The sequence below is a fragment of the Caenibius tardaugens NBRC 16725 genome (assembly GCF_003860345.1).
Classification (GTDB): domain Bacteria; phylum Pseudomonadota; class Alphaproteobacteria; order Sphingomonadales; family Sphingomonadaceae; genus Caenibius; species Caenibius tardaugens.
Map to the genome: position 1 here is coordinate 895432 of NZ_CP034179.1, position 13137 is coordinate 908568.

The window sequence follows — 13137 nt, forward strand, 5'->3', positions numbered from 1 at the left end:
TGCTTGCCGGTTCCGCTCACCACTGAATGCCGACACTAACCCCATAAGTGCGCGGTTCGTTGTAGTTGGCGATGTTCAGCCCGCCGAACTGCGCCCCGAAATCGATGCCGTTCACCTTCCTGTGCGTATTGGTGAGATTGCGCGTCCAAGCCCCGATCCATGCCTTCGCCTTGCCAAGCGCAATGTCCTCGTAGCGCAACTGGAAATCGAGGAGCGTGAGCGATTGCGCCTTTGCCGATGAGGACGGTGGCACCAGCGGGAAATCCGCCGTTGGCGTCTTGGCATAGGAGTAGAGGAAATAGCTCGACGTATGGCGCGCATCGAAAATCAGGTGCAGATTATCGCCGCCAGACCCTTCGAACGCACGTAAGTCCACATTCAGCGCCGCCTGATATTGGGGCGCATGGGGAATCGTGCGGTTGTCGCCCACATCCACCACGGCCCCCAATGCGTTCGTGTCGCGATAGCTACTGTAGGAGGCGTGGAGATAGGCGAAGTTGCCGGAAATCCGTAGCGCGGGCGTGGGCCGCAACGACATCTCCACCTCGACGCCATTCATGTTGGCCGACCCGGCGTTCTGGAGCAGGCTCGCGAGTGAGGATGTCGCTGTGAACACCGAAAGCTGCATGTTCCGGTGATGATTGTGGAAGGCCGCGACGTTCAGATTGATCCGCTTGCCCCACAAGGTCATTTTTAGCCCGGCTTCGAACGAGTTGATCGTCTCGGGCCGGAAAGGAGTGGTCGTCGCGATATTGGATGTAGCCTCACCATTGAAGCCGCCGCTGCGGTAGCCTTGTGCGAACTTGATATAGGCACTCAGCCGGTCGTTCGGCTTGTAGGCCAGCACGACCGTCGGATTGAGCGCGGAGAAATCCTTCGAGACGCCGTCCGACTTGCGAACGTCGACGAAGATCGTATCGGGCAGTAGGATCGAACTGCGCACGATGGTTTTGCGCTCTTTCGTGTAGCGCAGCCCCGCGGTCAGGACGATCTGGTCGGTAATATTGTAATCCGCCTGCCCATAGACCGCATAGGCCTTGGTCGTGCCGCCCCAGCTCGTATCGTAGTTGACCGATCCGAAGAAGAAGGATTGGGGGCTGCGAGTGAAGCCCTTGTCCCAGAAATAATACAGACCCGCGACATAGTTCAGCTTGTCGCCCATATTGCCTGTCGCCTGAAACTCCTGGCTAAACGATTTGTACTTGGTATCCAAACCACCGCTCGCCAGCCAGAGTGGCGTTCCGTCGAGCTCGATAACCGCACCGTCGTAATCCATCTTGCGATAGCCGGTAATCGACTTGAGCGTCACCGCGCCAGCGTTCCATGTAACTGCCAGCCCATGCCCGTTGATCTCAATCCGGTCGAGATGGGTGTAATCGCTCGACAGAGTTTTCGAATACTTGGGTTGAACATAGAGGTAGGCCGGGATGCAGACACTGGGGCCGAAGGTGCAGTTGGCCCCCAGGAAGCCGTCGGGATCGACGCTGTGGAGTTGGCTTGCATCGGCCCGGCCGCGGGTGCGGCTATAATCGTAGGTATAATCGACGGTCAGATCGGTGCTGGGCGCAAAGCGAACCTGGGCGAGCAGACTCTGCCGGTTGCGCGTGCCAGCCTGGCCCGATTGCGCGCCGCCGCCCTGGGGATGGCTGACCACCGAATTGTTATAGAGGAAGCCGAGCGGATAGCCGCCGACGGAAGCGGGGTCGGGCATGAGGCGGACATTGCCGTCGCGCTTGAGCGTCATGCCCGACAGCTTAACGAACAGATGATCGCTCAGCGGGAGGTTGATCAAGCCCCTAACGGTATAGGCGTCATAATTGCCGATGCTGGTTTCGGCGGACGCGCGAAGCTGGCCGTCCGGTTTGCGCGTGACGAAGCTGATTGCGCCCGCGAGGGTGTTGCGCCCATAGAGCGTGCCTTGCGGACCGCGCAGCACCTCGACGCGTTCGAGATCGTTGATGTCGAAGATCGATCCCTGCGCCTTGCCGATATAGACGCCGTCCAGATACACGCCGACCGAAGGGTCGAGAGTGATCGAACCGTTCTGCTGAACCGATCCGCGGATCGACAATTGCGCATTGTTCGGTTGCGTGGCAGTCGAACTGACCAGCAGACCAGGGGCCAGCGCGCTCAGATTGTCGATGGTGGTGATCGAGCGATCCTGCAGGAATTGCCCCTGGAGGGCCGTGACAGCGATGGGTACGTCGATGAGGTTCTCTTCGCGGCGCTGCGCTGTGACTATGATCTCATCATTCGTTCTGGCAGATGCGGATTGCTGGGCAAGTGCAGCTGTAGGAAATATTGACAAGCTTGCGACGCCGAAAAGGATGAGTTGACGCGAATTCAGTCCACCAAGCGAGCTACGACGCCGATCGTTCATACTGTCCCCAATCCCGGATCGATATCATCTTGCTCGAGCTGAGAGAGCGTTCTCTGAACAGCGCACCCGCGCCCGGCTATGCTTGGGGTGTAGCGGTCGTCACGCTCTGCTCGCCATGACATAATCACGCAGAAAGCGTCGCAGACGGGAGTGGCGGGCGCGGACAAAGGGACTGTTCTGGTTGGTGATCCGACGGGAAAGGGTAGTGTCAAAGCAAACGCACGGTGATGTCAAAAGGATGGCCCCGCCCTCCCCGCGCCGTTAACCTAGACGGATGAGCAAGACGCCAAATCCGTTCCGGTACTTTCACTCATCGCCTGAGGTGATCCGCCTCGTGGTGATGATGTACGTCAGGTTTCCCCTGTCGCTGCGGAATGTCGAAGATCTGCTTTTCGAGAGAGGGATCGATCTTTGTCATGAGACCGTGCGCCTCTGGTGGAATAGATTTGGCCCTCTTTTTGCAGCCGACATTCGCCGCCAGCGTGTGCAACGAATGCGTGGTTTTCGGCACTGGCGTTGGCAACTTGACGAGATGTACGTCCGGCTGAACGGCGAGATGGTGTATTTGTGGCGCGCCGTTGATCACGAAGGCGAAGTTCTCGAAAGCTACGTGACCAAGAAACGGGATAAAGCTGCGGCTTTGCACTTCATGAAGAAGGCGCTTAAGCGTCACGGCCAGGCTGACAAGATCGTCACTGATGGGCTGCGTTCTTATCCCGCTGCGATGAAAGGACTGGGCAATCTCGAGCGTCACGAGATGGGGCGCTATCTCAACAATCGGGCCGAAAATTCACATCTACCCTTCCGGCGACGAGAACGCGCTATGCAGCGCTTTCGGCAGATGAAATCGCTACAAAAATTCGCCGCGGTCCACGCCTCTCTCACCAACCACTTCAACTCGGAACGTCACCTCGTCGACAGACAGACATTCAAACTTCGCCGCTCGGCAGCTCTCGCCGAGTGGCAATCGCTTATGGGATGAGTCTCAGCTCAGGCCTGGGCCTACTTCGCCAAACGGAGAGCAGTTCGCAACCGACTGACCGCACCGCAAAACCTTGTGGCCTGAAGCAGTTCTCCAATTACCCCCAATGCGCCCAGTGGAGAGCGGTTCGCATAAGACTGATGAGGTGGATGGCCCCTGTGTCCGACCGATGTGAGTCGTATTGTGGGCTGTTGTTGAAGCACCCCATGCAAAGGACCATCCACCATGGAGATTACCACTATCGGCCTTGATCTGGCGAAGTCTGTTTTCCAACTGCATGCTGTTGATGCCAATGGCGATGTTGTCTGGCGTAAGAAGTTACGCCGGACAGCGCTTCTGGGCGCTTTGGCGAAGATCCCGCCCTGCCTTGTGGGCATCGAAGCTTGCGCCACGTCTCATTACTGGGCCCGTGAGATTTCTGCCCTGGGACATCAGGTGCGGCTTATGCCGCCTGCTTATGTGAAGGCCTATCTACGGCGCCAGAAGAATGATGCGGCAGATGCAGAGGCGATCTGTGAAGCGGTGCAGCGTCCCATGATGCGGTTCGTCCCGGTAAAAAGTGCCGAGCGTCAGGCTGTCCTCGTGCTGCATCGTTCACGCGAACTCCTGGTTCGTCAACGTACCATGCTGATCAATGCCATTCGCGGTCACTGCGCAGAGTTTGGGCTGATTGCAGCCCAAGGTGTGCGCAATGTGAGTGAGCTGATGAAACGGGTCAGGCTAGCCGATCAGGCGGTTTTACCCGAGATGGCAAAAAACGCCATGATCCTGCTGGCGGAGCAACTGGAAACTCTGGATATGCAGATACAGAGGCTCAACCGTCGTTTGCTTGTCTGGCATCGTCAGGATCAGGCCAGTCAGAGGCTGGCGACTATTCCGGGGATCGGGGTTATCAGCGCTACCGCTCTGGCTGCCTCTGTAACCGATCCTGCCCAGTTTCGGTCCGGCCGGGAGTTCTCTGCCTCACTCGGTCTGGTTCCGCGCCAGAACTCATCTGGCGGTAAAGATCGATTGGGACGGATCTCGAAGATGGGGGACCGTTATCTGCGAAAGTTGCTTGTTGTTGGTGCGACATCCGTGGTTCGCAGGGCAAGGACTGCTGATAGTGCCGCGAGCAATTGGGTTTGCGGCCTGCTCGAACGCAAGCCCACCCGGCTTGTTACCGTGGCCATGGCCAACAAGACTGCCCGAATTGTCTGGGCCGTTCTGGCGCGCGGCGAAGTCTATCAGGCAAAGGCTTTGGCCTGAGAATAATAGCGGTGCCGATTATTATGCACCGCTTTGAACTGTGAGGGTGCCAACAGGAATGATGATAACGATCTGAACGCGGCCGCAAAGGTCAGGACAACCCGAGGTGCTGTCGGAGCCACGAGCTCGTCCGACTGAATGGGACCCGACCAGCGGACAGCATCAGGGCCAGCGGTCTATACATGCCGCACCAACAGGCCGGACAGATGACCGCACCCTGTCAGATTAAATCATCAAACCTATTTTACCCCTTGCAGCACAGGGGCCATCCACAGATGACAGCACCGACAGCACCCATCGCTGAAATTGGGCTTCCCCATCGTCGTCTCCTGTCCTCAAAATTAGGATAGAAGGCGTCCAGAAATCTAGGGGCTATTCACAGGCCTCATGACAGCTCCACCACGCGGAGCACTTCCACAATCGGGAAGAGGCGCGCTACGGCGCGAAAGGCGGCGGCCGTTGCTGTTGAACGGCGCGTGAAGCAGCGGGGGCCGGAAGCGGAGAACCCGCCCCCGGCCCCCGCCGACGATTACATGTGCATACCGCCGTCGATGCGCAGTTCGGTGCCAGTGATGAACTTACCATCATCCGATGCGAACATGGCGATCGCGCTGGCGACATTTTCCGGCCCGGCAAAGCCGCCGCCCAGAAGCGCGGGCGACATCTTGGCGAACAGCATCAAATCGGCATCGGCGGGCAGGCCCGGATCATTGGTCATGCCGGACTGGATGCTGCCCGGGCAGACGGAAACGGCCCGCAGGCCCTGCTTGGCGTATTCCAGCGCGATGGCGTGCGTGAACGCCTGGATGCCGCCCTTGGTGGCTGCGTAAGCGGCCATGTAGGGATGGGCGAAGCTGGCCGAGGTGGAGCTGAAGTTGACCACCGCGCCACGGCCGGAACGGAGCAGTTCGGGCAGGCATTCGCGCGTGACCAGGAAGGTTCCGGTCAGGTTGATCGCCAGCATCCTGTTCCAGAATTCCAGCGTGGTCTTGTGCGTGTGTTCGGACCGCAGAATCCCGGCCGCGTTGACCAGCACGTCCAGCGAACCGGCCGCCTTGATGGCATCGCCGACGGTCTTCCGGACGGAATCTTCGTCTGAAATGTCCACGAAGAAGGTCGTCAGGCGGTCGGCATGGCCGGCATGTTCCGCCTGCGAACGGGTTACTTCCAGCCCCGCTTCCGAAATGTCGCCGGCCAGAACGGTGCCGCCTTCGGAAAGGATGCGAGCGACGGTTGCCTGGCCGATGCCGGAACCGGCGCCGGTGATGAGAACGATGCGATTTTTGAATCTTTTCATGGGTGAATCCACTACAATAGCGATCCCGCCGCACAGCGGCGAACGTGGATCGATGAATTGGGTCAGGCGGCCGGTATTCTACACGGCACGAGGATGCATTGAGCAGAGCTCCAGCGGTTCAAGCATGTCCCTTTGCGTTGTGAGAAAATTGCCGACAACTCTCGATTTATCATCAGCTGCGTCGCTGGCTTATATTTGCGAATTTGTTCGAACCTCCTTGGTGCTCCATGCGAGGGAATCCTGATTATGGCTTTGGAGACCAATGGGCTTCCAGGAAGCGTTCGATCTCGTCAGAAACTTCATCATCTTCGGGCGCCGGTGCGGCCGGTGAACCGAATGGGCCGTGAGACATACCTTCCCAGATATGCAGTTCTGCAGGAATGCCCGCTCGGCGAAGCGCCCGATGCATCGCAATCGAATCAGATAGCAGTATTTCGCGTCCACCCGCCTGCAAGAAGGTCGATGGAAAACCCTTGCTGAAATCCGAGAATAGAGGCGACAGACTGGGCGATTTGAGATCGTTCCCTGCGGCGTAAAGATCGATCAGCGATGCGATGCTGCGGCTCAGGTAAAGATCAAGCCCTTCATTCACAAAATGGCTGTCTCCCGATCGGCTGAGATCGAGTGCCGGTGACAGTAGCACCAGAATCGCAGGCATAGGCAGACTCATATCTCGTGCCTGGAGCACCATTGATGTGGCAATGGTGCCGCCTGCTGATTCTCCCTGAACAACAATATCCGCGGGATTCATCGTCTTCAACAGAGTCCGATAGACACTTAGGCTATCATCTACTGGCGTTGGATAAGGAAAATCAGGTGGAGCGCGGTAATTCACCGAATATACCGTGCAGCCGCAGCGAGTTGCAATTTGCGCCGCCATGGCTTCTGCATAGCTGCCGTCAGCCAGCATCGCGAAGCCACCTCCGTGGACATGGAGAATGGCTCGTTTCAATCTATCTGTTCGAGGCTGCAATGGCGTCCCCACATATACGGGGACGCCAGCCATCTCTGTCTTCTGAACGGACGCGCGGGCATGGGCGCGGAGCGCCCGGATCATCGGCGCGAATGCCGCATCTGTAGCGGTGATTACCTGTTTCCACAGGGCCTTGTCAGCCGATGTCGCAGGAGAGCCAAATCCGGATGGTCTGTTCGCCTTAGCTACAACTCCATCTTCTACACTTTTGCGTGCAGCCGAGCTGATCAGGCCAGACACTGGAATCGTACGTGGCCCTAAAACTATTGCTCCGTCTCCCGCAGAAACGGGAGCGTCTAATACTACTGTCAACGCTCCAAGTGCCACCCGTATATGCCAAGATAAGAGTTTCATGCCCCCCCCTTAATCAAATGAATCAATAATTTAATTTTTTCGCACTGGATCTGATTTACATAATTTGGCCGGTCAGTTGCGACCAGATTCGTTTCACTGACAATTCCGCACGCCTCCTGCTCAGTATCAACCGATAGGCTGAAAGCGACGCAATCTAAGTTCGCAACCAAACTAATTCTAATGCGAGCCCGATGATTTCATTCTTCAGCACAATTTCATTGTCTTTTCATGGGATTAGTGAAATTTCTCAAATTGCGTGATTGGTGAAGACAATGCATAATCCGCAGCAACACATCTCCATCATCCGTGCGATCCGCATAATTGACTGGACAGGCCACCCTCAATTTCCGTTTCACGACATGACCGGCCCGATCGCACTGGACGACCGGGCCGGCCGTCAGGAGGGTGGGCTCCCACGACTCCCCCGCCCCCTCGAATGGCGAATATTAATAAGAGAAACCGACCCTGACACCGTAGGTACGTGGTTCCGAATAGGCCATAAAGTTCATACCGGCCTGCGGCACAGACACCACCGGAACCCGCTTGTTCTCGATGTTGTTCACGAATCCTTCGACGAAGAAGTTCTTGCTGGCCGTCTCGTACTTCAAATTAAAATCGCTGCGAAAATAATCACCGGCGCGATCCTGCAGTCCATTGGTGAAGTAGGTGTAGGATTTGGCCTGATAGTAAGTCGACGCCATCGGGGTCAACGTGCCGGCCGAACCCAGATCGAAGATGTGGGAGTATGCGACCCGGAAGGCCCATTCCGGCGATCCGGCAAGGCGATTGCCTGCAGCATCGATGATCACGGGCGTGTTGTCGCCCGGAGCGGTCAGGAACACATTAGGCGTTTCAAATTGCCGGAACTTCGCATCGAGATACGTGACAAAACCCGTAATCCGATCATTAGATGTCGGGGCGTAGGCAAATTCAAGTTCGACCCCGCGACTGCGCGATTTGCCCGCGTTGGTGAAGACGTATTTGGGCGCGCCGTTTACATTTCGTACAATGCTGACCTGCAGATCCTTATAATCCGTCCAGAAGCCGGTCAGGCTGAGATTCAGGCGATTGTCCAACAGGCGCGTGCGAAGCCCGACCTCGTAACTGATGTTCTTTTCCGGCTCGTAGAACCGTTCGCTCCCTGCCGCACTGGCATCGGTAATACCACCCGCCTTGTAGCCGGTGCTGACCGAACTGTAGAGCATCGTATCCGGCGACAGATCATATTCAGCCGCCAGCTTCCAGCTGAACTGCTTGAACGTCTTGGAAGCTGCTGGGGTCATCCGATTAAGATAGAAACTCGGAACGGCCGCCGCGATCGTCGAACAAGCCTTGAGGGCATTGAGCGGGGGTATAAGAGTTGCTTCATTGGGACGGGCACCATTATCAGTTCCCGATCCCAATGGACATAGCGATATGGTGCCAATCGCCCTGCTGATCTTATCGATATTGTAGCGGGCCCCGCCGATCAACCGCAGGTCGTCCGAGACGGAATAACCTACCTGACCAAAGATCGCACGTGTCGTATCCTTATCTCGTTCGTTACGGACACTTTCAACGAAAGGCAGGAGTGTCGGTTGAAGTCCGGCCGCCGATCCACCAAAGGGTATCAAAGTCGGAAAATCTGGCTGCCATATGCCAATCGATCCCGGTGTGGCCTTGTGCGTCGCATGTTGAAACGAATAGAAGCCGACAACCCCCCTCAGACGATCGGTTTCAACATTGATATCGACTTCATGCGACCAATCGTTTGCGCGCAGGTCTCCGTAGTCCATGACGAAAGGTAGAGCAGCATTGTTACGACTTTTGTTTTTTTCATGAAAATACCCGCCAATGTAAGTCAACGAAACCGCATCGCTCACGTCATAACGAATATTCGTCTTCAACGAGATGCTGTCGATATGGCTACGATTGCGGAAGTTATAATCTCCGCCCGGATAGAGGCTCTTGTAACCTCCCAGCTTGAAGAGAGCCATCAGGGAGTTGAAAAACGGACTCGTCAACCCGGCGATCTCTCCTCCCGGAGCGCCAGCGGCCCGATTTCTCGGAATTCCCATCTGTACGACGATCGGATTGCTGGAATCGTTGTTGCCGGGAATCCCGAGCAGGGGCGCCCCGACTATCAGGTTCGGGAAGATCGCGTTCGCATTGTTGACGTAGGATCCAACGACATTGCGCTGGCGGACATAGCTTGCATTCACATCAATAGTGAACCGATCCGTCGGCTCCCAGCGCAACGCCAGCCGCGAGGTCAGCAGATCGCGTCCATCAACCCGCTTGCCGGAAACCAAACGCTGCGTGCCATCCGATTTTTCGTACGTGCCCGACAGGCGCATGGCGAAGTTGTCACTCAAGGGAATGTTGATCGCACCGCGCGTCATCAATGCATCGTAGTTACCGTAGGATATATCGCCTTTCGCTTCGAAATCGAAGCTTGGCTTGGTGGTAATGACATTGACCACACCCGCCGTCGCATTACGGCCATACAGCGTGCCCTGCGGCCCACGAAGTACCTCAATCCGGTCGATGTCATAAACACTGGTCCGGAAGCCCTGGACATGATCCTGGTAAACACCATCGACATGATAGGCTACCGTGGAACCGGAACCTGAAAGGGCCGTCACCCCAAGCCCGCGAATGGACAGCCCCTGGCTTGCAATGGACACGTTGGGTAAGGCCTTGGTCGCATCACCTATAGAACGTGCGCCCACATCGTCCAATCCCCGCTGACCAATAGTGGAAATCGCCGCTGAAACCTTGAGCAAGGATTCCGCGCGCTTCTGCGCGGTCACGAGAATTTCAGCCAATCCGGACTCACTACCTTCACGGGAAGCTTGCGCAGCTTCGGGCTTCGCCGCCTCAGGGGTAGTTTCCAGTGGTTGTGCGATTGCCGGAACGATGCAGACAAAGCCGCCTCCGAACACCCCACATGCCAAAACAACCTTTAACTTAAGCATAAACCTCTCCCTTCCCTATCGCGGTTCATGGCGTAGAGATTATTTAGTATCGAATTTTTAAATAATATTATCTATTTACCATTTAAAAATGGGTATTTATTACGATAAAATATCAATAGGTTGATATATCTTTATTTACGGCATCGGGAATTAGCCGAGGAAGACTCATGCCCCCCATGCAGTTCAACATGCCAACAAGACGAAGTTGGCGTCCGCAGTTCACCATTCCAAGTGTCCCTGCCGCTCCTAGCCATCCAAAAGCGCCCTTGTGGGGGCCAGACATAACTAACCGTCCTCCAGCCCCGAACCCGTCACCCGAACTAGGGTAAATGTATCCGCTCATAGCATCACACCCATCGCGCCCATTGATTGCAGTAATTTCTGAAGGCTTCGAGAAAAGTTAATATTCTCGCTCATAATTAATCCCCCAACACGAATTTTCTGAAGGATTTATTCTTTTCTTAATCGAGATACTTTCCCTCATGACATCCTGGAATATTCCATACATCATCACCCCCCAAACATTCATTTGCAGATCACTCGACACTGCAACCGTTGCGCCTTGAACCTGATATGCTGATCCGTGCAATCAACTCAGTGACGACGCCTTGCTGATGCGTGCCGAACGCACGACTGCGACAGCCATCACATCCGGAGCGCACTGCATCTGCGTACAAATTTGATCGACAATGACAGCGCTTATTTTGATGCTCTCGAGCGGCCTCATTTCACTCTCCACCAATTCGGCCGGGCAATGGCTCTTGTTGACAAAGGTACTCGAAACTCAAAATGTGCGCAATATGGAATTTTTTTTCTCATATATGGTATTTTGTAAGGATTAAGAGTGTGGTACGGATAACCGAAATTACTTTGTCCTTAGTGATGGGGATTGCGAAATGAGCGTAAAGCGGGCAGAGGATGTACTTGATCTTCTGGAATATTTGGCGGCACGGGGGCGGCCGACCGGCGTGCCGGAAATCGCGCAGGACCTAGGCTGGCCAAGGTCGAGTGCCTATCGCATCATCAACACCCTGGAGCAACGCGGCTATCTGTACGAAACGAAGGCCCGTGGCGGATATTATCCGAGTCCTCGATGGATTGCTTTGGCCGATCAGTTCACGGCAGGATTCGCGTTGCCCGAGTTTGCGCAAGACCTGACCCGCACTTCGATGGAACGTTCAGGAGAGACCGTCAGCATCGTCGCGCCGGCAGGTCCTTGGGCTGTTTTCGTATTGGTGAGCGAATCGGCCGCCCCCATCCGTTATTTCGCGAAGGCAGGGCATCGGATTCCGATCCACGCTTCGGCCAGTGGCCGTGCCTTGCTTCAGCAGTACGACAAGACCGAATTACGAGCTCTGCTCTCCCGGATCACCTTTGAAACCTATGGTGCCACGACACCAACAGATGTTGATGCCGTACTCACTGCGATCGAACAGGGAAAGGAACGTCGTTATCAACTCAATGTAGAGGAATTTACTCCTGATCTTCTTGGTATCGCCGTTCCGTTACCAATAGAGGGACGGCGCTTTGCATTGGTTGTCTCCGGCCCCACCTACCGGATGCAAGCCAAGGTTGAGGAACTTGCGGAGTTGTTGCTGGAACAGGTGGTTGCCTGGCAATAGAGCTTTAAGCAAGCCGTCCAGAAAAGCGAGATTATGAATAGAGCGAGCGCCTGACGATGAGTACGATGATCGGGGTGGATCTGGCAAAGAATGTCTTCCAGATCCATGCGGCGACAATGTCGGGCGAGGTCTTGTTTCGAAAGAAGCTGACCAGGACGCAGTTCCAGCGCTTCATGGCACAGCAAGACCCATGCGTGGTGGTAATGGAGGCCTGCGGCAGCGCCCACCACTGGGCCCGTGAAATGCAAAAGTCAGGCCATGAGGCGAAGCTGATTGCTCCGCATTATGTGTCGCCATTCGTCAAGCGACACAAAAACGATGCGGCTGATGCCGAAGCGATTGTCGAGGCCGCTCAGCGCCCGGAGATGCGCTTCGTCGAACCCAAAACCATGGAGCAACAGGCTCGGGGTGTTCTCTTTCGTGCGCGCGATTTGTTGGTGCGACAGCGCACCCAGCTGATCAACTCCCTCCGCTCCCAGCTATACGAGTTCGGCTATGTGGCTCCGATAGGTCCGAGACAGTTGACGGTCATTGCCGAGATCGTGGACGATCCCAATACCGACTTGCCAGCTATCGTGCGCAGCGCCAGTCGAGATCTGCTTGACGAGATTGCAGAAAAGAACGGGCGCATCGATGCGCTGCGGGAACAAATCCAGCAGGACGCGGCACTGGCCGAGACGGCCCGGCGTCTCCAGACGATACCCGGGATCGGACCGATAACCGCAATGGCAGTTGAAGCCTTTGCTCCGCCTATGGAGTCATTCCGTCGCGGGCGGGACTTTGCGGCCTGGCTGGGTCTTGTGCCGAGACAGCACTCGTCCGGGGGAAAGCACCGCCTCGGCCGTGTGTCGAAAGCAGGACAGGCAGACATTCGAAGGCTGCTGATCACAGGCGCCATGTCCCGACTAAACTGGATGGGCAGGAAGACCATTCAAGAAGGATCGTGGCTGGCACAGCTCGCGGCACGCAAACCGCGCAAGCTCGTCGCAGTAGCCCTCGCTAACAAGATGGTCCGAACGATCTGGGCGATGATGATCAGGAAGGAAGATTATCGAGATCCGGCACAGGCTATGGCTACATGATGCGATGTCAGTCAGCCACAGTTTGAGCCGTGAAAATGGGGAGTAGTGAAAGAAGGCGATGACCTGAATGGGTAAACGATCGAATGATCGGGGCCAGGAAAACCAGCTTTTTCGATTGAGTGACTGAGCTCGAGAAGTAGATTTGGACCTGTCCCGCGGATCACCATACCGGCCAGCGGCTACACAAATGCCGCACCCAAAGGCCTAACAGAAGGGCGCACTCGATCTACAATCTCATCAGG

At 56.0% G+C, this 13137-nt stretch carries 8 protein-coding genes; 4 read left to right on the forward strand and 4 right to left on the reverse strand.

Going from position 1 to position 13137, the window contains the following annotated elements; all coding sequences use genetic code 11:
- Positions 1 to 16: 16 nt before the first annotated feature.
- Positions 17 to 2308 carry a TonB-dependent receptor gene (locus EGO55_RS04170; RefSeq protein ID WP_210766639.1) on the reverse strand — a complete coding sequence of 764 codons (2292 nt, stop codon included), beginning with the start codon at positions 2306 to 2308 and terminating at the stop codon, positions 17 to 19.
- Between the two features lie 346 nt (positions 2309 to 2654).
- Between EGO55_RS04170 and EGO55_RS04175 the strand changes: the two genes are divergently transcribed.
- Positions 2655 to 3362 (forward strand): IS6 family transposase, encoded by a 708-nt coding sequence (locus EGO55_RS04175; protein WP_021691955.1) that lies wholly within the window; start codon positions 2655 to 2657, stop codon positions 3360 to 3362.
- 225 nt (positions 3363 to 3587) lie between these two features.
- Entirely contained in the window at positions 3588 to 4610 is a 1023-nt protein-coding gene (locus EGO55_RS04180; protein ID WP_021692042.1) for an IS110 family RNA-guided transposase, read from the forward strand.
- Between the two features lie 529 nt (positions 4611 to 5139).
- On the opposite strand, the gene EGO55_RS04185 is transcribed toward EGO55_RS04180, so the two are convergent.
- The 3 genes from EGO55_RS04185 to EGO55_RS04195 form a co-directional block, all read right to left on the reverse strand.
- Entirely contained in the window at positions 5140 to 5907 is a 768-nt protein-coding gene (locus EGO55_RS04185; RefSeq protein ID WP_021692030.1) for an SDR family NAD(P)-dependent oxidoreductase, read from the reverse strand.
- Between the two features lie 244 nt (positions 5908 to 6151).
- Positions 6152 to 7234, reverse strand: coding sequence for an alpha/beta hydrolase (locus EGO55_RS20510; protein WP_084620507.1), 1083 nt, complete (start codon positions 7232 to 7234; stop codon positions 6152 to 6154).
- 446 nt (positions 7235 to 7680) lie between these two features.
- Positions 7681 to 10191, reverse strand: coding sequence for a TonB-dependent receptor (locus EGO55_RS04195; RefSeq protein WP_021692028.1), 2511 nt, complete (start codon positions 10189 to 10191; stop codon positions 7681 to 7683).
- 896 nt (positions 10192 to 11087) lie between these two features.
- On the opposite strand from EGO55_RS04195, the gene EGO55_RS04200 reads away from it, so the two are divergent.
- Both EGO55_RS04200 and EGO55_RS04205 read left to right on the forward strand, forming a co-directional pair.
- Positions 11088 to 11813, forward strand: a complete 726-nt coding sequence (locus EGO55_RS04200; protein WP_021691983.1) for an IclR family transcriptional regulator — start codon at positions 11088 to 11090, stop codon at positions 11811 to 11813.
- A 56-nt stretch (positions 11814 to 11869) separates the two neighbouring features.
- Positions 11870 to 12895 carry an IS110 family RNA-guided transposase gene (locus EGO55_RS04205; protein WP_040717746.1) on the forward strand — a complete coding sequence of 342 codons (1026 nt, stop codon included), beginning with the start codon at positions 11870 to 11872 and terminating at the stop codon, positions 12893 to 12895.
- The last annotated feature ends 242 nt before the right edge of the window (positions 12896 to 13137 follow it).